The organism is Mycobacterium sp. MFM001 (genome assembly GCF_003402475.1).
Lineage (GTDB): Bacteria > Actinomycetota > Actinomycetes > Mycobacteriales > Mycobacteriaceae > Mycobacterium.
Genome location: NZ_BFAB01000011.1, coordinates 80,134 through 100,020 on the forward strand (window position 1 = coordinate 80,134; position 19,887 = coordinate 100,020).

General features: G+C 66.7%; 21 protein-coding genes and 1 riboswitch. Of the genes, 1 reads left to right on the top strand and 20 read right to left on the bottom strand.

The window, feature by feature from the left end:
- Positions 1-2: 2 nt before the first annotated feature.
- The 6 genes from MFM001_RS18455 to MFM001_RS18480 all read right to left on the bottom strand — a co-directional run bounded on the left by MFM001_RS18455 (position 3) and on the right by MFM001_RS18480 (position 5,075).
- Positions 3-503, bottom strand: coding sequence for a VOC family protein (locus MFM001_RS18455; protein WP_116376722.1), 501 nt, complete (start codon positions 501-503; stop codon positions 3-5).
- Positions 504-599: 96 nt separating this feature from the next.
- Positions 600-1,280, bottom strand: a complete 681-nt coding sequence (locus MFM001_RS18460; protein ID WP_116376723.1) for a TetR/AcrR family transcriptional regulator — start codon at positions 1,278-1,280, stop codon at positions 600-602.
- A 64-nt stretch (positions 1,281-1,344) separates the two neighbouring features.
- The gene (locus MFM001_RS18465) at positions 1,345-1,989 is read right to left on the bottom strand and encodes a hypothetical protein (RefSeq protein WP_116376788.1); all 645 of its coding nucleotides are present in this window, start codon (positions 1,987-1,989) and stop codon (positions 1,345-1,347) included.
- Positions 1,990-2,154: 165 nt separating this feature from the next.
- The gene (locus tag MFM001_RS18470) at positions 2,155-2,748 is read right to left on the bottom strand and encodes a LysM peptidoglycan-binding domain-containing protein (protein ID WP_116376724.1); all 594 of its coding nucleotides are present in this window, start codon (positions 2,746-2,748) and stop codon (positions 2,155-2,157) included.
- 93 nt (positions 2,749-2,841) lie between these two features.
- Positions 2,842-3,783, bottom strand: a complete 942-nt coding sequence (locus MFM001_RS18475; RefSeq protein WP_192886985.1) for a sterol desaturase family protein — start codon at positions 3,781-3,783, stop codon at positions 2,842-2,844.
- A gap of 107 nt (positions 3,784-3,890) precedes the next feature.
- Entirely contained in the window at positions 3,891-5,075 is a 1,185-nt protein-coding gene (locus MFM001_RS18480; protein WP_116376790.1) for an RNA-guided endonuclease TnpB family protein, read from the bottom strand.
- Between the two features lie 108 nt (positions 5,076-5,183).
- On the opposite strand from MFM001_RS18480, the gene MFM001_RS18485 reads away from it, so the two are divergent.
- Positions 5,184-6,092 carry an alpha/beta hydrolase fold domain-containing protein gene (locus MFM001_RS18485; protein ID WP_160118026.1) on the top strand — a complete coding sequence of 303 codons (909 nt, stop codon included), beginning with the start codon at positions 5,184-5,186 and terminating at the stop codon, positions 6,090-6,092.
- Here MFM001_RS18485 and MFM001_RS18490 read toward each other — a convergent pair.
- The 14 genes from MFM001_RS18490 to MFM001_RS18555 all read right to left on the bottom strand — a co-directional run bounded on the left by MFM001_RS18490 (position 6,089) and on the right by MFM001_RS18555 (position 19,883).
- Positions 6,089-6,817, bottom strand: coding sequence for an MgtC/SapB family protein (locus tag MFM001_RS18490; RefSeq protein ID WP_116376726.1), 729 nt, complete (start codon positions 6,815-6,817; stop codon positions 6,089-6,091). The two genes, MFM001_RS18485 and MFM001_RS18490, sit on opposite strands and share 4 nt — an antisense overlap.
- A gap of 76 nt (positions 6,818-6,893) precedes the next feature.
- Positions 6,894-8,261 carry a PPE family protein gene (locus MFM001_RS18495; protein WP_116376727.1) on the bottom strand — a complete coding sequence of 456 codons (1,368 nt, stop codon included), beginning with the start codon at positions 8,259-8,261 and terminating at the stop codon, positions 6,894-6,896.
- Complete coding sequence (locus MFM001_RS18500; RefSeq protein ID WP_116376728.1) at positions 8,258-9,493, bottom strand: PPE family protein; 1,236 nt, start codon at positions 9,491-9,493, stop codon at positions 8,258-8,260. Before MFM001_RS18500 ends, MFM001_RS18495 begins: the two co-directional genes overlap by 4 nt.
- Positions 9,494-9,844: 351 nt before the next feature.
- Positions 9,845-10,165 (bottom strand): DUF732 domain-containing protein, encoded by a 321-nt coding sequence (locus MFM001_RS18505; RefSeq protein ID WP_116376729.1) that lies wholly within the window; start codon positions 10,163-10,165, stop codon positions 9,845-9,847.
- Between the two features lie 39 nt (positions 10,166-10,204).
- Complete coding sequence (locus MFM001_RS18510; RefSeq protein WP_116376730.1) at positions 10,205-11,611, bottom strand: PPE family protein; 1,407 nt, start codon at positions 11,609-11,611, stop codon at positions 10,205-10,207.
- Between the two features lie 52 nt (positions 11,612-11,663).
- Entirely contained in the window at positions 11,664-12,968 is a 1,305-nt protein-coding gene (locus MFM001_RS18515) for a PPE family protein (RefSeq protein ID WP_116376731.1), read from the bottom strand.
- A gap of 259 nt (positions 12,969-13,227) precedes the next feature.
- Positions 13,228-13,428, bottom strand: coding sequence for a hypothetical protein (locus MFM001_RS24375; RefSeq protein ID WP_142760709.1), 201 nt, complete (start codon positions 13,426-13,428; stop codon positions 13,228-13,230).
- A gap of 250 nt (positions 13,429-13,678) precedes the next feature.
- Positions 13,679-13,972 carry a DUF732 domain-containing protein gene (locus tag MFM001_RS18520; RefSeq protein ID WP_116376732.1) on the bottom strand — a complete coding sequence of 98 codons (294 nt, stop codon included), beginning with the start codon at positions 13,970-13,972 and terminating at the stop codon, positions 13,679-13,681.
- Positions 13,973-14,080: 108 nt separating this feature from the next.
- The gene (locus tag MFM001_RS18525; protein ID WP_116376733.1) at positions 14,081-15,295 is read right to left on the bottom strand and encodes a PPE family protein; all 1,215 of its coding nucleotides are present in this window, start codon (positions 15,293-15,295) and stop codon (positions 14,081-14,083) included.
- Between the two features lie 14 nt (positions 15,296-15,309).
- On the bottom strand, positions 15,310-15,609 hold the full coding sequence (locus MFM001_RS18530; RefSeq protein WP_116376734.1) for a PE family protein: 300 nt from the start codon (positions 15,607-15,609) through the stop codon (positions 15,310-15,312).
- 288 nt (positions 15,610-15,897) lie between these two features.
- Positions 15,898-16,068, bottom strand: a riboswitch (M-box (ykoK) riboswitch).
- Between the two features lie 244 nt (positions 16,069-16,312).
- Entirely contained in the window at positions 16,313-17,965 is a 1,653-nt protein-coding gene (locus tag MFM001_RS18540) for an NRAMP family divalent metal transporter (RefSeq protein WP_116376735.1), read from the bottom strand.
- Positions 17,966-17,984: 19 nt separating this feature from the next.
- Positions 17,985-18,269, bottom strand: coding sequence for a WXG100 family type VII secretion target (locus MFM001_RS18545; protein WP_045384667.1), 285 nt, complete (start codon positions 18,267-18,269; stop codon positions 17,985-17,987).
- Positions 18,270-18,301: 32 nt separating this feature from the next.
- The gene (locus MFM001_RS18550) at positions 18,302-18,598 is read right to left on the bottom strand and encodes a WXG100 family type VII secretion target (RefSeq protein WP_116376736.1); all 297 of its coding nucleotides are present in this window, start codon (positions 18,596-18,598) and stop codon (positions 18,302-18,304) included.
- Between the two features lie 40 nt (positions 18,599-18,638).
- Positions 18,639-19,883, bottom strand: coding sequence for a PPE family protein (locus MFM001_RS18555; RefSeq protein ID WP_116376737.1), 1,245 nt, complete (start codon positions 19,881-19,883; stop codon positions 18,639-18,641).
- Positions 19,884-19,887: the final 4 nt, after the last annotated feature.

The following is a 19,887-nucleotide window of genomic DNA, read 5'->3' on the forward strand; positions in this document are numbered from 1 at the left end:
GCTCACCGCTGCTCCTGTTTGATGTAGTCGAAGAACTGCCGGATCTCGTCACTGATGTGCGCGATCTCGACGAACGGCACACCGGCTTGCGGGGCGGACACGTAGGCGAAGCGCATACCGCCCGGCATCACGCCCTGCTGCGCCACCGTCGCGCCATGCGAGGTTGCCGCGGCCACCATCGCGGCAAAGTGCTCGGCGTTGTCCGCCTCGACGCAGAGGTGGTGCAGACCGGGCCCGCTGTCCCGCAGAAAGTCACTATAGATGTTAGGGCCGCGGAGCGGCTGAATCAGCTCCAGCTGCATGTCGCCGAGGTAGCTAAGCGAGATGCTGGCGACGAAGTCGGCGGGCTCGCCGTGGTAGCTGCAGGCGTCCGGGGCAAAGTGCACCTGCGGCATCCGGACCCACTTTTTGACGCCTAACAGGCCGGTGAGAGCCGTTTCTGTGGCATCGAGGTCACGCGTCACCCAGGCGATCTGCACCGGCGTCTCGAAGGAAAGGCTCATCGCATCGCAGAATAGCCCAGCGCCGCCCCGGGCAGAAAGATGTTGCCACGCGCGGCCACCAGCCTGCGGCCGTGGCGGGGCTGAACACGTTCTAATTCAGTGCCGGGTAAGCATGCCGACCAGCAGGCGCACCTGCGCATCGAACACCGCCTGCGGGTCGGTCAGCCTGGTTGCGCCGTACTGCCCGAACATCTCCAGGCTGATCGCGCCGACCACTCCGGCCCAGATCACCAGACACTTGGCGACGACGGAATCGTCGCCCGGAAAACCGAACTCGTTGCGAAGACGTTCGAAATCGGTCGACATCGGTTGCGGCGCAAGGTCGTTCGTCAAAACGATGTCGCCCGTGGTGATTCCGGCCGCGACGGCGTCGAGCAACGCGCCGACCACCCGGCTGCCGGGTGCGGTGTCCTCGGTCGGCGTGTGGTGTCCGGGTGCCGGGTTGCCGTACAGCAGCGCCCAGCCGGCCGGGTGGGCGAGGGCCCAGCGGCGGGCCGCATGCGCGATCGCGATGACGTCGTCGCTCCACAGCTCGGGCATCGCGTCGCGGGCCCGGTCCACGGCGTCGGCCAGGTCGGAACGGGCGTCGGTCAACAGCATGGTCAGCAGCTGCTCGCGGCTCGACACGTATCGGTACACCGCCGAGGACACCATGCCCAGGTCGCGGGCGATCGCACGCAGTGACAGCCCGGCCGCGCCGTGGTCCACCAGGTGGCGTCGGCCAAGCTCGATGATCTGCGTCTCGATCCGCTCCCGCGACTCGCGCCGTGTGCTCATCGGGCCAAGTGTGACACGACAGAGATCGGTGCTCTTGTGTTCTTCAGATCCCGGTAGCAGACGTTTATGCGGGTGAGCTCGGCGCGGCCCCGACGTCCTCGAGCACCTGCTGCGAGGTGACCCGCCAGGACACCGCCGCGGGCAGGTCACCCCACGTGCTGTTGAATATCCCGACGATCCGGGCCGGCCCGGGGCCGCCCAAATACACGGGTCCGCCCGAATCGCCCCTCTGGGTGACCACGCCGTTGCCCATCGTGAACCAGCCGTTGTTGACGCTTTCGACGGTCCCGCAGCTTTCGCCGGTGACCACCCCGAAGTGGCAGACGGGGTCGCCGGGCTTGACCGTCAGACCCGGATCGGACTGCAGCGGGCGTCCGTCGGGCAGCACGTTGTTCGCCGCGACGTCGCCGGCCAGCACGATCGACTCGTAATCGGTGATTTGCTGGTCGGTGGCCACCGTCGAGCCGTTCGGCGTGTTGTCCCGGAACGTCGCGAGATTACCGATGACGTGGTTGTCCTTGTCGGTCACCACCGGACCGTCCCCGCGGCAATGTCCGGCCGTGAACGCGATGTGGTACGCGGGGTCGACATAGCCCAGCGTGCACAGGTGATTGCCCTGGTGGATCTCCATCCCCGGGAACACCGCTACCGGCTCGGCGTGGGCCACCATCGGCGGCAATCCGGCCGCCAGCACAGCGGCGGTGAGCATCGCGGCAAACGCATGGCAGCGCACCGTCGACTCCAATCCGTCGGGGCCGACATGGTGCCGGCCGGCTGGTGAGGTTATCGACGCACCGCTTCCAAACGTTAGCGACGGACGGCGCGGCGGCCCGTCCGGTCGGGGAAGAACCGCCGCGCTCGCCGTCGGCTGCGGTCAGGGAATGGTCAGCACCTGTCCGGGCTGGATCAGGTCGGGGTTGGAGATCCCGCTGGCGTCGGCGATCGCCTGGTATTTGCTGCCGTCGCCGTAGAAACGCTCGGCGATGGCCCACAGCGTGTCGCCGGACTCCACGGTGTAGGTCCGCGCAGCCGGCTCGGGCTCCGGGGCGGGTTCGGGTTCCGGCGCCGGAGCCGGGATGGGCTCTTCGGCGGCGGGTGTCACTTGAGCGGCTTCGGGCTCCGGTGGCGGCGGCGCGTCGGTCTCGGTCTTGGTCGACCAGGCCGCCTGGTCGCCGGAGTAGAGCACCAGGTTGCGGTCGTCCTGCAGAACGAGCTTGACGTTCTTCTTGCCCTTGGTGTTGCTGGCCCACACCGGTTTGTCGGCGGTGTAGACAACGAAGTTGCCATCTCGCTGCACCTCGGCGCGCACCACGTCCTGGCCATTGGTACCCGTCGACCAGATCGCCTTGCCGCGCGACGCCAGCACCAGGTTGCCGTCGTCCTGCAAGGTCAGCGTGTAGGCACCGTTGCTCGAAGTGAGCGATTCTCCCTTAACGAGCTTTTGTCCTTCGGTGAGCGTGTCTCCCACGGCATTCCCTTCTCGTCGTCGCGGTCCGGCCGAGGTTCGACCGGGCCTCGTCGCATGTGCACGACGTGCCAGAGCTTACTGATCTTGCTTTTGCTACGGGCGGTTTCGGCTCGCCGCAATCGCAACCTTTGGTCGAACACCGGGTGAACACGCCGGCTCCCAACCCGGTGGCCCGAACACATAACCCAGCCGATCACGCAGCCTAGTCGCCGTCCGGAAATCGCGCGCTATCGCGAGATATTCGTGTGTCTGCAGTGTCCAGATGTTGAACGTGTCGACTTGCTTGGTCAGCCCGTAGTGCGGGCGGAACATCTCCGCGCAGAAGCTGCCGAAGAGCCGGTCCCAGATGATCAGAATCCCGCCGTAGTTCTTGTCCAGGTACTCCGGATCCATTCCGTGATGCACCCGATGATGCGACGGGGTGTTGAACACGAATTCGAAAGGCCGCCACATCCGGTCGATTCGCTCGGTATGCACCCAGAACTGGTAGATCAGGTTGACCGAAAAGCTGACGAAAACCATCCAGGGCGGAATACCCAACAGCGGCAACGGAATCCACATCAGGATCTCACCGCTGTTGTTCCATTTCTGGCGTAGCGCGGTGGCGAAGTTGAAGTACTGGCTGGAATGGTGCGCCTGATGGGTGGCCCAGATCAGCCGGACCCGATGGGCGATGCGGTGATAGCAGTAGTAGAGCAGGTCGACGCCGAGGATCGCGATGACCCAGGTGTACCAGCGGGTCGCCGACAAATGCCAGGGCGCAACATACGTGTAGATCGCGGCATAACCGAGCAGGGCCACGAACTTCCACCCGGCCGTGGTGGCCACCGACACCAGCCCCATTGAGATGCTCGCCCACGAATCGCGGGTGAGGTAGGCGCCGGACGCGGGTCGGTCAGCTCGTTCGATCTGCTCGAGTTTGCGTGCCGCCGTCCACTCGAGGATCAGCAGCAGCAGGAAAAACGGAATCGCGAACAGCACCGGGTCGCGCATCTGCTCGGGCAGCACGGACAGGAAATCCGCGATCGCATTCACAGCCCACACTGTATGCCCCACTCCCCCTGGCCGACCTGCGCATGGTCCACACTGATCGCTGTTGACGTCCTCCCAGACTTAAGTCCGGGGATTCCAACCCGATCTACCTATTCAGGCAGAGAGCCGAGTTGAGGTTCACAGTTCACAGACCGCCCAGCGGCGAGGTCTCCCTGTGCTGGCACCGCCCGTCCGGCGGCGATGTTGCGCGCCGCGTTCACGTCGGCATTACACGGCCCCGCTTTGCAAGCCACGCACGCGAAGACCGCTTGGCTCTTGCGGTTTTCGGGTGCGACGTGCACACAAACAGAGCATCGTTGCGACGTGTATGCAGCCGAGACGCGTTCAATGCGTCCCGCGGCTTTATGGTCGAGCCGGGCGACCAGCCGACCCCACCCTTGACCTCTGATCGCACGGTTAAGTCCCCGTTTCTGGGCCACGCGAACACCCGGTTGTTCACGGGTGCCGCGCGCGGAGCGAGTCATCGCGCGCACGTCAAGGTCCTCGACACGGATGGTGTCGAACCGGCGCGCCAGATCAGTCGTGGTCTTCTCGACCCAGTCGCGTCGCCGATCCGTTTCGCGCACTTTGAGTTTCGCTATCGCCAGTTTGGTGCGCGCGCGGCGATTGGAGCCATGTTGGGCGCGTGCCAGGCGTTGCTGCAGGCGACGTAGCCGGGCCTGCTCACCAGAGGTCGGTCCAGGTGCGTGCAGGAGTTCTCCGGTGGACAGTGCCGCCGAGACCGCCACCCCGCGGTCGATGCCGACCACGCTGCCATTCCCTGGCCCCGGGATTGGGTCGGGGACGTGCGCGAAGGCCACATGCCAACGGCCGGCCCGGTCCTGCGTAATGCGGTACGACTTGATTTCCGCGGGCATCGCCCGAGTCCGTCGTAAGCGGACCCATCCGACCTTGGGCACCCATATTCGCCCGTATCGCCGGTTGAGCTTTTCGATATGGCGAGGCTTGACCCCGACCTGGCGGAAGCCCTCATGCACGCCGGCCTTGCGCCACGTCGGGCGACGATGGGTGCCAGCGAAATAGTTGCGCATGGCTTGGGCGAAGTCACGTAGCGCCTGCTGTTGCACTGTCTGCGATCCGGCCGCTAGCCAGTCATATTCGGCGCGGACCTCGGTCAACTGGGCCGATTGCTCGTTATACCCAGGGGCAGGACGCCCTGGTTGCCACATCCGCTGCTGCTCGACGGCTAAATTCCATACGAACCGCGCATGCCGGCAATGCTCCAACAACACCGCCTGCTGAGCGGGCGTTGGCAACAATCGGAACCGAGACATACCTGCAACGTATCCACCGCGACCGACAACCGGCACAACCCGTCGCGTGGATGGCTAACGACGCTCAGCCCTGTACAAATGCCGAGGTTTCTCGCCAGAGGAGGTCTGATGAACCCCACGCTCAGGCCCACCCTTACCCAGCGGTTGCTCCGCGCCACCGGGGTGCGCAACCGACTGTTTCCCGTCGCAAAGCTCGACCACTGGGCCGCGCATCCGCGCCCGCCCTACTCGGGATGGCCGTCCAGGCGGGTTCTGAGCAAAATCGGCGTCGAGCGTGCGGATCTCGACGGCCGCCCGGTGTACGAGGTACGCCCGCGGCTGGCCGGCGACGGCCCGCTCAATGGTCATCTGCTGTATCTGCACGGCGGGGCCTACGTGCTCGACCTGCTGCCGCGGTTTCACTGGCCGGCGATCGCCGGGCTGGCCAATGCGTTGCGGCGCACCGTGACTGTGCCGATCTACCCGATTGCCCCCGAGCACACCTACCGCGACGTGTTCCCGTTCCTGCTGCAGATCTACCGGCGGCTGCTGGACACGCGGCAGCCGAATTCGATTGCGTTCATGGGTGATTCAGCAGGCGGCGGACTGGCGTTCGCCTTGTGTCACGCGGTGCGCGACGCCGGGTTGCCGCAGCCCAGCGACGCTGTGCTGTTCTCGCCGTGGGTGCACGTCGGGCTGCCCGATCCCGACGTGCCGGCCGTCGCCGCGATCGACCCGTTGCTCAACCTCGACGACCTGCGTGCCGCGGGAATCCGCTACGCCGGCGGCGATTCGCTGGACAATCCACTGGTCAGCCCCAGCGTCGGGCCGCTTGCCGGCCTGCCGCAGCTGACGATATTCACCGGGACGCACGATGTGCTCAACCCGGATACCCGCGCCTTCCACGACCGCGCGACGGCCAACGGCGTCGACATCGGCTGGCACGAACGCCCGGGCGCGGTGCATATGTGGGCGTTTCTGCCCGGGCGGCGCGCGGCCGACGCGCTGGCCGAGGTCGGCCGGGTGCTCGGCCGCTAATTCGATTGCGCCGCAGGCGGCATCGGCTCGCTCTGGTCGCCGGCATACCAGTGCACCGCGTAGACGCCCGGCTGTAGCGACAATTCGGCGACGAGTTGCTCGAGCCGCGACGGCGCGTGGCCGTCGGCCAGCAGATAAGCGGTCAGCGTGATGTTGTCGTCGGCGGCACGCCCGGTGTGAATCCCGCGCAGCGTGAGATCGTTGCTGCTGGTGCGCTGCACGATCTGGGCGCGGGCATACTTCTCCGACTTGCGGCGACAGACCAGCTGAAGCTGATAAGGCTGCTGGTCTTCGTCTTGCTCGACGACATTGTCGCGGTCGATCAGGTGCCCGAGCGGGCGGCCCAGCAGGTGGATGCCCACGATGGTGCCGGTGGCGATCAGGGCGAACAACAGGTGTCCGGCGGCGGCCAGCACGCCAACCGCGGCCGAACACCACAGTGTCGCAGCGGTATTGAGCCCCTGCACGTTGAACCCGTGGCGCAGGATGACGCCGCCGCCGAGGAAGCCGACGCCCGACACCACATAGGACGCGACGCGGGTGGGGCTGGTGTCGTTGGTGGCGACGGCGTAGAGCACGAACAAGGTCGATCCGGTGGCCACCAGCGCATTGGTCCGCAGTCCGGCCATCCGCGCCCGCCACTGGCGTTCAAGCCCGATCAGTGCGCCGCACCCCACGCCCACGGCCAGCCGCAGCGCGAAATCGGCGATGCTCAGCGTCTGCATTACCCGGCTCCCCTGTCGTGTCGGCCGTCCCGCTCTAGTGTGGACGACTCCGACGACAACGGCGCGCCGACGACGGCTAGATCGGCTGTGATGTGGGCGGCTTGCCCTTCTTCACATGCACCGCGTGCACGCCGGGCTTCGTCGACAACTGCGCGAGCAGACTCTCCAGCTGAGCCTCGTTGGTGTGCCAGTGCTGCACCGACTCCGGCGCCTGAGACATCTCGGCAAGGACACGCTTGAGCTTCTCGGGGGTTTTCTTGTCGTTCTCCGACGTCGGGCGGCCGACTTTGCCGACCGGTCCGCTGACCGCTTTCGGAGCCGCCGCCCCGACGGCGCTGCCCGCCATGCCGGCCAGCGCCAGCTGGCTGAACAGGCCACCCGTGCCCTCGGCGACGACGGCCGGAGCCGCGCCCAGGCCGGTGCCCTGCAAGACGCTGGCGGCCAGCCGGATCGTCGGGGTGGCCGCGGCCCAGCTGGGCGGCACCGACAGCGCTCCGACGAAGCCCGCCTCGCCGACGCCCGCCGAGACCGTAGAGGCGGCCGCACCTGCAGCGACGCCGGCGACGGACGTCGTCGAACCCAGACCCGCCGCCAGCGACCCCGATGCCGCGGCGGCCGCGGCCGCCGCCCCGGACTGGACCGCCCTGACGCCGGCGACCAGGCCGAAGATGATGGTGATCAGCACGTCGTTGGCGGGCAACATCAACTTGGGGATTGCCTCGATATAGGCGCTGAGCTGCGAGAACGACGGCGCGGCCGGGGCCGCGGGCGCTGCGGGCGCCGCCATGCTCTGCAGTGCCTGGGGCACGGTGGTGACGACGTGCGAGAGCGCGGACTGGGCGTGAGTGCCCGCAGCCGAGCCGGCGGCCTGGCCGGCGGCAGCGGCCTGGGCGGCCAACCCGCCGGGGTTGGTGGTCTGCGGTGCTGCGCTGAACGGCGTCACCCGTGAGGCGGCCGCCGACTGCCCGGCGTAGCTGTACATCGCGGCGGCATCCTGGGCCCACATTTCGCTGTACTGCGCCTCGGTCGCAGCGATCGCCACGGTGTTCTGCCCGAAAAGGTTGGTCGCGACCAGCGACGCGAGCTGGCTGCGGTTGGCCGCGATCACCGGCGGCGGCACCATCGCGGCGAACGCGGTCTCATACGCCGCCGCCGCCGCCCTCGCCTGCATGGCGGTCTGCTCGGCCTGGGCCGCGGTGGCGTTCATCCACGCGGCGTACGGTGCGGCCGCGGCCGCCATCGCGGCCGACGACGGGCCCTGCCAGGCTTGACCAGTCAGCCCGGTGACCGTCGAGCCGTAAGCCGTTGCGGCGGAACGTAATTCTGCGGCCAGCCCGTCCCAGGCGGCCGCCGCGGCCACCATCGAACCTGCCCCTGGACCGGCGTAGATGCGTGCCGAGTTGACCTCCGGCGTCAGTGCTCCGAAATCTAATGGGACGGTCATTCGTCCAACTCCGGTATCACGATGATGGTCGCCGTCGTGGCGGTCTCGACGCCACCCACGGAGCCGGCAGCGCCGCCGCCCACGGAGCGGGCGACGCTGCCGCCGGTGCCGGCCACCGCCCGCCCGGCGAGGCTCGATAGGGCCATCTGGCTGAACAGGCTGCCGGAGCCGTCGGCCATGACTGCCGGCGCGGCTTCGAGGCTGGCGGTCGGCAGCACGAACGCCGCCGGCCGGATCGCCGGCGCGGCGCTGGCCCACCCCGGTGGCACCGCCAGTTTGCCGACCAGCCCGGCGCGCCCAAGTCCCGCCGAAACTGACGGCATGACACCGGAGCTGCCCACCGCATGGGTGCCCGCACCGAGTTCGCCGGCCAGCAGTCCGCCACTGGCCGCCCCGGGCGAGGCCTTGGCGAGCGCTCCGGAGAGATTCTCCCCGGCCATCGGCAGCAGGACGTTCTGGAAGGCCAGCAGATAGGGCACGCCGGCAACCGGGAAATACGACAGGGGCGATGTCGGCCCCGTGATGAAGTCCAGGAACGACGTGACCGGATCCTGCGCCGGCGCCGCCGCCGCCGCCATCGGCGAGGTGAGGTTCTGCAGCGCCTGCGGCGTAGCCGTAACCAGTTGGGAGAGCGTCGATTGCGTGTTTGCGCCCGCGGTGGCCGCGGCTTTGGCAACTGCCGCGGACTGGGTGGCCATGCCCGCCGCGTTGGTGGTGTGCGGCGGCGGGGTGAACGGCGACAGCTGGCTGGCGGCCGCCGACGAGCCGGCGTAGCCATACATCGCGGCGGCGTCCTGCGCCCACATCTCGGCGTAGTGGAACTCGGTGGCGGCAATGGCCGGGGTGTTCTGGCCCAGGACGTTGGTCGCGATCAGCGACGCGAGCAGGCTGCGGTTGGCGGCGATCACCGGCGGCGGCACGGTGGCCGCGAACGCCGTCTCATAGGCGGCCACCGCAGCCCTGGCCTGGTTGGCGGTCTGCTCGGCCTGCGCCGCACTGGCGCTCATCCACGACACGTACGGCGCAACCGCCGCCGCCATCGATGCCGCCGTCGGGCCGTGCCACGAACCGCTGACCAGACCCTCGACGATCGACTGGTAAGCCGACGCCGTCGTGCTCAATTCGGCGGCCAGCGCGTCCCAGGCAGCGGCGGCGGCCACCAGCGGGCCTGCTCCCGGACCGGCGTACATGCGCGCGGAGTTGATCTCCGGCATCAATGCTCCGAAATCCATCGCTGCGTCCCTTCACTGACCCGGACGTGATCGCGGCCACAATACCGGCCGATACGCTGACCGCATACCTAGCGACAACGTTGGGCACGCGGCTCTCCCCTGTGGGTGATTATGAAGGTTCGCCAAGCAGAGGGCCCTGGGAAATCCCAAGAAGAATGCTGGCAAAAAGCTGTGAATGGGTTTCTGGCCGTGGCCGCGTATCTACCAACCGGCAGGTTTGCGCAGCACGCCGCGGTGTTGCCCACCAGGACGAGGCGACCGACCAGTGCAGTCGCAGTCACGCGCACCGCCACCGTCGAACGTCGAGCGGCGCGTCGCCGCCGCGACCGGGAGTGAGAAACGCTTAGTGCGTCAGCCCTTTGAGAGTTGTTGCGGGCAATAGTATTTCGCTGAAAGCATGGCGAAGTCGGATGCGTCCTCCATGGTGAATCCCGGATTGTGGGTTTTCACGTCGTGAACCAACTCCAGACCGGATTCGCCGTTATTCAGGCAGCCGCACACCGCTTTTCCGGCGCCGACGGCTCCGGCTGGGTTCGGATAGCGGATGCCGACTTGTTGCAGTGCAGCCAGGAAGCCGGCGTCGTCGCCACCGTCGTCACCAGGATTTCCGTATGCCGGCGCGGCGAAGCCGAGAGCGGCAGAAACACCGAGTACGACAAGTAGTGCCTTCATGACTCATCCTTTCGTGCCGACGGAGTCGGTGACTGCCTGCTAACCAAACTGCGCATCCGGCAGAACCCTGGGTTTGTCGCTGCTACCTCCGGAGAGATGCACCGCGTGCACGCCGGGCTTCTTCGCCAGTTGCTCGAGCAGGCTGTCAAGGCCGTCTTGGTCGACGGTGTGGTGCTGCACGCTTTCCGGTTTTTCCGATATCTGTGCGACCAGGCGCTGTAATTGTTCGGGCGAGTGGCTGTCTTTGAGATCCTTGAGCGGCTTCAAGCGGTTTCGCGCGCCGCTGCGGGTCAGAGCGGTCGGAGCCCCGGAGCCGAGCGCGCTACCCAGCATGCCGGCCAGCGGTAGCGAACTGAGCAGCTCGCCCTGGGCCACAGCGGCCGCCGGCACGGCGTCCGGCGCGGCGGCCGACAACGCGGCGGCGACAGTCCTGATGGCCGGGGTGGCCGTGGCCCACGTCGGCGGGACTGAGAGGTTTCCGGCCAATGTGCCGGCGTTGCCCATGCTGGCCGACACCGAGCTGGTCAGCCAACCGCGGCCATACCACGGCCCGAAGAGACCGCCTCCCAGCGCGTCTTTCGGTAGCGCGCCGTACACCGGGGAGGGGGCGAACTTGAGGAACTGCGACACCGGGAAGTTGACCAGGAGCCCGATGGGGTTGAACACGGAGGTAAAGGCGCTGACCGGACCTTTTACGGCGTTGATCATCCCGGTGATTGTTGATGCCCCGCTCGGCCCGAAGAGCCCGTTGAGCACGCCGTTGATGGTGCTGGTGTAGTCGGTGGACATGTTTGCCAGCCACTGCAGCAGCGGGTCGCCCGTCGTCAGCGGGTCGGCTGCTGACAGGAGGGACTGCACGCCGCCGGCCGGGCTGCTGGCAGCCTGAGCCACCGCCGCCGCCTGGCCGGCTACCCCGCCCGCATTGGTGGTCTGCGGCGCCGCGGTGAACGGCGTCAGCTTGGTCGCGGCTGCCGACGACGCGGCGTAACTGTCCATCGCCAGGGCGTCCTGAGCCCACATCTCGCCGTACTGGGCCTCGGTGGCCGCGATCGCCGGGGTGTTCTGGCCGAAAATGTTGGTCGCCATCAGTGACGCCAGTTGGCTGCGGTTCGCCGCGATCTCCGCCGGCGGCACATGCGCGGCGAATGCCGCCTCATACGCGCTTGCGGCGGCGGTGGCCTGCGCTGCAGCTTCGGCCGCCTGTGTAGCGGTGGCCTGCATCCAGGTCAGATACGGTGCGACGGCGGCCGCCATCGACAACGATGACGGGCCCAGCCATGGCCCGCTGGTGAGGCTCGAGATCACCGACGAATAGGAAACGGCGCTGGACTGTAGCTCGGCTGCGAGCCCGTCCCACGCGGCGGCGGCGGCCCGCATCGACGCTGATCCGGGTCCGCTGTAGATCCTGCCCGAGTTGATCTCCGGCGGAAGCGTTGCGTACAACATGCCTATCCCTTCACCCGGTCATCTGCGCCTCGGCGGCGCATTGTCTTGACTGTCATTCCGCAACCGCCGGGATCACGATGATGGTGGCCGCGGCGGGATCGGCCTCGGCGACGACACCGCCGAGTGAGCCCGCCGCAGTAGCGCCGCCCGCCGAGCGTGTCGCCGTAGCGGCGACGGCACGTCCGGCCAGGCTCGACATGGCCATCTGACCGAAGAGGGTGCCTTCACCGGCGAGCGAGGACGCGGGGGCGGCTGCCAGGTTCGCGGGTAGCACGGAGGCGACTGTCCTGATCGCCGGAGCGGCTTCGGTCCAGCCCTGAGGCACAGACAAACTTCCAACCACCGCCGCTTTGCCCAGCGCGCCCGATACCTGTCCTCCACCGAAGCCGGCGGAGCTCAGCACCGGATTCACCCCTTCCGCCAGCGGCGCCAGCGCCCCGGTGATGGGTTTCGGCCCGGCCAAAAACGCGGCGGCGCCCTGCCCGTTTTGGGCATAGGCGTAGGCCTGCCCGAACGACAAGAACGGGCCACCGAGCATGCCGCTCCACCCCACGGGAGATAGCGGGCCGGTGACGGTCGACCAGATCGAGTTCCAGTTCGTCAGATCCGTCGAAAGGCCCGCCGGCAGTTGCAGGTTCATCAATGTTGGTAGTGACAGTCCGGACAACAGGTTCGTCGACCCCGTTGTCGGCGACGAGCCGAGGCCGGTGGCCAGGCTTTGCAATGCCGTCGGGAGCGAGTTCACCAGCTGGGACAGCTGCGTGCCTATGTTCAAGCCGCCCGTGCTGCCGGCCTGCGAAACTGCGGCCGCTTGCGCCGCCGTGCCTGCGGTGTTGGTCGTCTGGGGTGGTTCGGTGAATGGCGTCAGCTGGGAGGCGGCCGCCGATGAGCCCGCATAGGCGTACATCGCGGCAGCATCCTGGGCCCACATTTCCATGTAGTGAGCCTCGGTAGCGGCGATCGCCGGTGTGTTCTGGCCGAGAATGTTGGTGGCGACCAGCATCATCAGCAGGGAGCGGTTCGCAGCGATCACGGGCGGCGGAACCGTTGCGGCAAAGGCGGTTTCGTATGCGGCCACGGCGGCCCTAGCCTGGTTGGCGGTTTCCTCGGCCTGCGCTGCGCTCGCACTCATCCAAGCCACATACGGCGCGGCCGCAGCCGCCATCGACGCCGACGACGGCCCCAGCCAGGGTCCGCTGACCACGCTGTCGATCACCGACTGATAGGACGACGCCGTCGAACCCAACTCGCCGGCAAGCTCGTCCCATGCTGCCGCGGCCGCCAGCATCGGGCCTGGCCCCGGGCCGGTATACATTCTGCCCGAATTGATCTCGGGCGGTAACGCCGCATAATCCATATCATCTAACCTCTAGTCGCCTGATAAGCCGCGTTGCGTCCGCGGCCGCCGTGGCCGGTACAAGTACAGGCCCAAAGTTCTGAAACAAGTGATCTCCGCCACAGGCACCGCAATCGTGATGTTCCCGAAACCTCCGCCATCACAACGATTTTGCGTTCCAGTTGTTTGCGTTGCGTTCCCACAAAGTTTCGCCGCGATAAATATCTGTCACGGTGGCTGCGTGGTGCCTGTGACCAACAGCGCTGTATCAGAGCAGCATTCAGCCCGAACGGGCGCCCGCCCGGATCAGCGCCTGGGCGCCAATCCGGTACTCAGGGGAGCAATGCGAAACACACTGCCGCACAACGTCGCCGGTGGAGGGCAGCCGGTTAGGAACCGCGATTGCGCCATTGTCGATGACGCCGACGTTGCAGATAAGCCACAACGCCGCGGCCGCGCGCCACTGGGTGCGCCACGTCACAGAATTCGGCTTTAATAGTCATGCACGTCTCCTAACGAGACAAAGCATCGCAGGCGATGCTGGCGCGGCGCTGGCCGGCAGCTGAGTATCACCTGAGAGGAGGACACCAAATATGTTGTGCCGGAACGTAAACCTTGCGTTAAGACAACATCACGCCGGCGATCGGTGCGGAGTGAGGCGACCAAAGCTAAACAACTTCTGGCCAGAAAGCTGGCCCGCCAAGATCTGTGACGCAAGCCACGCCACTCATTCACGGGCAGTAGGTGCTGACCGCGGTGCTCACCATCGGATCAAGATCCTGCGGCGCGATCCCATACTCCATCAGGCCGTTCTGCATCTGCCACGGCGCAGCGCCCGCGGATTTGTACGCACACACCATGTGACCTACCGTGACAAGCTTGTCGATTGGGTAACCGGTGACACCGGCTTCGGCCAGAGCCTTCAGGTAGGCGTCATCTTGTGAATCGGCGTGTGCGGACGGCACGCCGCTCGCCAGAAGTAGTGTCGAGAGCGCTGCCGCCGCTGCGATGGCAGTCGGTTGCATCGTTCATCTCCGATACAGGCCGTTGGGCCGACGAGCAAACCCCGACCTCGTCACGCTACACCGTCTCTAGGCCTTTTTTGGGCCATCCGGGAGCGACAGCGGTTGCTGCTATCCAGCGACCACCGGACGGCCGATCACGGTGGGCTTGAAGCCGTATCGCGGGGCCGCGAAGCCGAAGCCACGTCCGTTCCCCGAACCCGCCATCGGCATCCCGGGCATCCCCGGCATACCGCCCGGCTCGACATCCGGGACAGCGGCCGTCCAGCCGGCGCCGGGGAACGGCGTCACGGTCGAGTTCGCCACCGGTGTGACCGTGGTCCAGCTCTGCGGAACCGACAGGGCGCCAACCAATCTCGCCTGACCGATGCCCGCCGATACCGGTGACCCGCCGGTGATCGCATTGACGACGCGGGTTGCTCCTATCGCCGAGCCAACCCCGGGACCGCTGGGCAGCAGACTGCCACCGCTCGGAAGCAGCCCGTCCAGAGCGCTGTTCTGCGTGGCGCCGATCATGGCCATGTCCGCCATCATCGAGGTGACCACCGCCGGGTTGGTAACACCGGAAGACGTAATCGTGTTCCAGATATTGGCGTTCGGCCCCAGACCTCCGGTGTCCGGTGAATCCAGGATGCCCGAAAGGATTCCCGAGAGCCCCGAACCCGACGACCCAGACGCCGATGGTGAGGCGAGTTGCTGCAACGTCGTGGGCATCGCCGTAACCAGTTGCGACAGCTGGCTTTGCGTGCTGGTGCCGGCAGCCTGAGCGGACGCTGCGCCCTGCGCGAGCACGCCGCTCGGATTTGTGGTGTTGTTCGGTGCCCGAAACGGCGTCACCTTCGACGCGGCCGCCGAGTTGGCGGCGTAGCCGTACATCGCGGCGGCGTCTTGAGCCCACATCTCCCCGTACTGAGCCTCGGTGGCCGCGATCGCCGGGGTGTTCTGCCCCAGCACGTTTGTCGCAACGAGCGTGGCCAGCTGGGCGCGGTTGGCCGCGATCACGGGCGGTGGCACCGTCATTGCGAACGCCGCCGCGTGGGCGGCGGCCGCGGCTTTGGCCTGCGCGGCGGTCTGCTCTGCCTGCTCGGCAGTCGTGCTCATCCACGTTGCGTAGGGTGCAGCGGCGGCAGCCATCGCCGCCGATGACGGCCCCATCCATCCTTCGCTGGTCAGTCCGGCGATCACCGACTGGTAAGACGCGGCCGTCGAACGCAGCTCGGCAGCCAGCCCGTCCCATGCTGAAGCGGCGGCCAGCATCGGCCCCGAACCGGGCCCGGCGTACATCCGAGCGGAATTGACCTCTGGTGGCAGTGCTCCGAAATCCATTGCGGCAATCTCCTTTAACCTGCAGCGACAGCGTTGGCAGCCTCAGTGGCGGCATATGATCCGGCGCTTGCGCCGAGAGTGGACACGAACATCTCGTGAATCGCCGCCGCCTGGGCGCTGACGGCCTGGTAGAGCTGGCCGTGGGCGGCGAAGTGCGCCGCCGTCAAGGCCGAAACCTCATCAGCGGCAGCCGGAACGACCGTGGTGGTCGGGGCGGCTGCGGCAGCATTGTGGGCGGACATCGCAGCGCCAATACCGCGCAGGTCGTTTGCCGCTGCAGTCAACAACTCGGGTCGGGTGGTCACAAAAGTCATCGGGCTCCTCCTTGCGGAACAGAACGAACCCGCGCCGGCACGGCGGTATCAGGGCGTGCTGAAGCCACGCACGTTCGGCAAAAGCCAAGGCGCGCTTGTCAGTTCACTCGGCGTCAGCCGAGTCAGATGGTGAAAACCATGCCGGGGTCGGATTCGAGCGAAACGGTCGTCGATCTCGGATAGGGACTATCACTCGGACTCAAAGTCGCTCTCACCTCCTCACGGCCAGGGCACACGCGGGTGCCAACATGGTGCACAACGGAGTGAGGCGCCGGCAATCAACCGGGCGCGGCACCCCTCTCGTCAGAGCTTTGGCACTGCACGGCGTATCCGGTTGTCCCGGAAGCCACTTGGGCTCAACCCTTAAGCCGGGAAGAGCTGTCCTGACCCTGGGCGTCTTTCGACGTTCGAGGTCAGTGGCCTATATCCGTGCAGACGCCTCACCTAGCGAGGTGCATGCAGTCGCCTATGTTGACACCAACACCGACGCGCGTCAACCCGACCCGCATGGGAGCGCCCGCAAAGCCACCATCGCGCCGGCACCGCCGACGTTGCTGTAGGCCGCCGTCGCGATCCGCCCAATCGCGCCGCACATAAGGGGCCTGACCAGGTCGTTCAGCCGCATTGCACTGACGGCATTCCGCCTCGTACGTCGCCTACAACCTATTTGCGAGGTGGCTGTCAGATGTCGGTGAAATCGCTGTCAGGCGCTACCGAGCTGGACGGCTTTGACCGCTAGCAGGATGGCCCCGACGACCAGGTAGCCCCGCAACGCCACCATGCCCAGCCGGGTCTCGGCCGACCAGGTCACCGGCCCCAGCATGGATAGCGGGGGCATCCGCCAGGTGGACCGATCGAGGCCGGCCAACGCAGCACAGAGCGGCTTCGTTTGCCGACGCCTCGACCATCGCAGCATGCCGACCACCAGTGCCGCGCAACATGTCACAGCGATGATGAGATGGCCTGCAATAGAGACGATGTCCAGCCCGGGGAACACCGTGGTCGTCATCAAGATGCCGGACAACAGCAGGAGCACGGCAACGATGAACCCGGCTACGACGTTGAGCCACGGACGATTGACCCACGGCCCCAACACTTCCCGGTCGTTGCACAGCAACAGCAAGAATACAGTCGCGCTGGGCAACAGCAATCCGGCCAGCGCCTGAACGCCGGTGGTGATCAGCCCCAGCGGCGCGTCGGGGATGAGCACGATGGCCGCTGCGACCACGACCATCCCGGCATAGGACAGGTAAAACGGTTTGGCGTCGGCGAAGCCGCGATGCAACGAGTGGTTGTGCCCGAACACGTCTCCGAACGCATAGCTGGTAGCGAGGGTCACCGCGGCCGCCCCGACAATCGAGGCGTCCAGCAATACGATCGCGAACACCGAGCCGAGCGTCGTGTTGTATTGGCCGAGCAGGTGGGCCAGCGCACCGGCGTCGACAAAGTGCCCGCGGCTGTCGGTGGCGCGAGCGGCCCAGTCCCCGGTCATCATCAACGCGGCCGCCCCGATCACCACGACGAAGGCACCGAGTGTGGTGTCGGCGCGCTCATAGCCGATGAAGCGAGGCGTGATGCGCTTGTCGACGACGTTGGACTGCTGGAAAAACAACTGCCACGGGGCGACGGTGGTCCCGACGATGGCGATGACCAGGAGCACCGCGTCGGAGGTGACGCCACCGGAAATGCCAGGAATGACAAGGGATTTCGCGGCCCGCTGCGGGTCCGGGTGGCACATCAGCAGCATCGGAATCTGCAGCAGGGTGATGGCGATGAACACCAGCATCGCGCGTTCCCAGCGCCGAAAGCTGCCGGTGGTCATGATCGCGATCAGTGCGACCGCCGCGAACGGGACGACGACCTGTCTGGGTAGCCCGATGTAGTCGGCAGCCATTGTGACGCCGATGAATTCGGTGACCAGCGTCAGAAAGTTCAGCAGGAAGAGGTCACCGACGGAGAACCACCCCCAGCCGCGGCCGAACCGTTCGTTGATCAACCGGGCATGCCCGACGCCGGTGACCGCGCCGAGCCGAACCACCATCTCCTGGTTGACAATCAGCACCGGGATCAACAGCAGCAGTACCCACAGCAGGCTGTACCCGTAGTTCTGGCCGGCCTGGACGTAGGTCGCGACGCCGCCGGCGTCGTTGTCGCCGACCATGACGATCAGGCCGGGCCCGATGATCGCCAGCATGGTGGCCAGCCGGACCTTCGCGGTGCGCGGACGGTCGGTGTCGCCGATGCTGATTCGGCCCAGGGCACCCTCGATGTCACCGATGTGGGCGGTGTCGAGCACCGCAGTGGGCGGCGGCGAGGCGGTTTCCTCGTCGACCGTGATGCGGTCCAAGGTGGTCACGCCTCGCCACCCCCCGCGGTCAGGCCCAGCTGGAGCCGACGGCGGAGTCGGTGCTGGCCATGTTGGAGCCGGCCGTTTGCACCTTCTGGCCGTGGGCGTTGGCCTGCTCGTAGATCACCTGGAAGTTGCGACCCAACTGGGTGATGAACTCCTGGCAAGCCGTCGAACCGGCACCACCCCAAAAGTCCCCGGCAGCAAGCACATCGCGAATGATCGCCTGGTGCTCAGCCTCCAAGGAAGCAGCCTGGGCACGAATCAAAGCGCCGTGGGCGTCGACATCGCCGAACTGGTAGTTGATGGTCATTTCTGGTTCTCCTAGGTTGTTTGGCCGGCGACCTAGCTGCTCAGAATCTGCTGGGACGCTTGCTCTTGTGCTTCGTAGTTGTTGGCGTCGCGGATCAGCCCGTCGCGCACACCGTGCAGCATGTTGACGATGTTGCGAAACGCAGTGTTCATCTGGCCCATGGTGTCGTAAGAGGTGGCCTGAGCGGTCCCGCTCCAGCCGGCACCGGCGATGTTCTGCGAGGACACCCACATCTTGCGGGCCTCGTCCTCCACGGTCTGAGCGTGCACGTCGAAACGGCCCGCCATGTCCCGCATCGCGTGCGGGTCGGTCATAAAACGCGTGGTCATGTAAATCTCTCCCTTTCTCGAAATCGGTTGCTAACTTCGGCTATCCGACGGCCGACCAACTGGGCACCATCGGCGGACGGACCAAGAACCGGTTGTCCGCAATGACGGCGCCGCCCGCTCCGCGTCCGGCCATACTCGCCGGCGCAACACCGGGCATACCTGCCGCGACAGCAGGCGATGCGCTCAACGGGGTGTTCCCCAATGCCGAGCCGAGCGGAGTCACGGGTGGTGCCATGGCGGTCCAGCTCGGCGGGACTGATAGTGCGCCAATCGAAGGCGCCTGGCCCAGGCTCGCGGATACTCCGCTGCCGAGACCGCCAAGACCGCCCAAACCGCCCAGTGGGCCAAGTACCGGTCCGCCGAGTGCGGCACCGAGCCCGCCGGTCGCTGCTCCCAATGCCTCTGCCGGTTCAGTTGCGTGCGCCATCAGACCTGTAAACGCGCCCAGCGTGTTGCTCGGCATGTAGAAACCGGACGAGAAAATCGTGTTCCAGATGTTCGCGTTCGGCCCCCACTGGTTCCAAAAGTTGTCCAGCGCAGTATTTCCCGAGCCCTGTCCGGTCAACAGACCGAGGATTCCGCCCAGCCCGGACGACGAGGACGACGTCGACGACGCCGGTGACGCCATCCCCTGCAGCGCGGTGGGCACCGCAGAGGTCAACTGCGACAGCGTCGACTGAGTGCTCGTGCCGGCCGCCGACCCGGAAGCCTGAGTCACCGCGGCCGCCTGGCCGGCCAGCCCGGCCGGGTTAGTGCTCTGCGCCGGCGCGGCAAACGGCGTCACCTTGGCCGCCGCCGCCGATGCACCGGCATAGCCGTACATCGCCGCGGCGTCCTGAGCCCACATTTCGCCGTAGTGCGCCTCGGTGGCCGCGATCGCCGGGGTGTTCTGCCCCAAGATGTTGGTCGCGACAAGTGCGGCCAACTGCGCGCGGTTGGCCGCGATCACCGGCGGCGGCACCGTCATCGCAAACGCAGTTCCATACGCCGCCGCGGCAGCCTTGACCTGATTCGCGGTCTGCTCAGCCTGTGCCGCAGTCGTGTTCATCCACGCGACATAGGGTGCGGCCGCAGCAGCCATCGACGTCGACGCCGCACCGCGCCAGCCTTCAGTGGTCAGCCCCGAGACGACCGATGCGTACGACGTTGCCTGCGTGCGCAATTCAGCGGCCAGCCCCTCCCAGGCCGAAGCTGCAACCAGCATCGACGAGGCCCCGGGGCCCGCATACATTTTGGCCGAGTTGATTTCGGGCGGCAACGCACCGAAGTCGAATACCGCAGTCATCGCA

Bases quoted from the DNA above. Each gene is read 5' to 3' on its own strand.
- MFM001_RS18490 (WP_116376726.1), bottom strand. From the start codon at position 6,817: ATGCAGACGCTGAGCATCGCCGATTTCGCGCTGCGGCTGGCCGTGGGC.
- MFM001_RS18460 (WP_116376723.1), bottom strand. From the start codon at position 1,280: ATGAGCACACGGCGCGAGTCGCGGGAGCGGATCGAGACGCAGATCATC.
- MFM001_RS18525 (WP_116376733.1), bottom strand. From the start codon at position 15,295: ATGGATTTCGGAGCACTGCCACCAGAGGTCAATTCCGCTCGGATGTAC.
- MFM001_RS18520 (WP_116376732.1), bottom strand. From the start codon at position 13,972: ATGCAACCGACTGCCATCGCAGCGGCGGCAGCGCTCTCGACACTACTT.
- MFM001_RS18515 (WP_116376731.1), bottom strand. From the start codon at position 12,968: ATGGATTATGCGGCGTTACCGCCCGAGATCAATTCGGGCAGAATGTAT.
- MFM001_RS18495 (WP_116376727.1), bottom strand. From the start codon at position 8,261: ATGACCGTCCCATTAGATTTCGGAGCACTGACGCCGGAGGTCAACTCG.
- MFM001_RS18500 (WP_116376728.1), bottom strand. From the start codon at position 9,493: ATGGATTTCGGAGCATTGATGCCGGAGATCAACTCCGCGCGCATGTAC.
- MFM001_RS18455 (WP_116376722.1), bottom strand. From the start codon at position 503: ATGAGCCTTTCCTTCGAGACGCCGGTGCAGATCGCCTGGGTGACGCGT.
- MFM001_RS18510 (WP_116376730.1), bottom strand. From the start codon at position 11,611: ATGTTGTACGCAACGCTTCCGCCGGAGATCAACTCGGGCAGGATCTAC.
- MFM001_RS18480 (WP_116376790.1), bottom strand. From the start codon at position 5,075: ATGTCTCGGTTCCGATTGTTGCCAACGCCCGCTCAGCAGGCGGTGTTG.
- MFM001_RS18530 (WP_116376734.1), bottom strand. From the start codon at position 15,609: ATGACTTTTGTGACCACCCGACCCGAGTTGTTGACTGCAGCGGCAAAC.
- MFM001_RS18465 (WP_116376788.1), bottom strand. From the start codon at position 1,989: ATGCTCACCGCCGCTGTGCTGGCGGCCGGATTGCCGCCGATGGTGGCC.
- MFM001_RS18555 (WP_116376737.1), bottom strand. From the start codon at position 19,883: ATGACTGCGGTATTCGACTTCGGTGCGTTGCCGCCCGAAATCAACTCG.
- MFM001_RS18545 (WP_045384667.1), bottom strand. From the start codon at position 18,269: ATGACCATCAACTACCAGTTCGGCGATGTCGACGCCCACGGCGCTTTG.
- MFM001_RS18505 (WP_116376729.1), bottom strand. From the start codon at position 10,165: ATGAAGGCACTACTTGTCGTACTCGGTGTTTCTGCCGCTCTCGGCTTC.
- MFM001_RS18550 (WP_116376736.1), bottom strand. From the start codon at position 18,598: ATGACCACGCGTTTTATGACCGACCCGCACGCGATGCGGGACATGGCG.
- MFM001_RS18485 (WP_160118026.1), top strand. From the start codon at position 5,184: ATGAACCCCACGCTCAGGCCCACCCTTACCCAGCGGTTGCTCCGCGCC.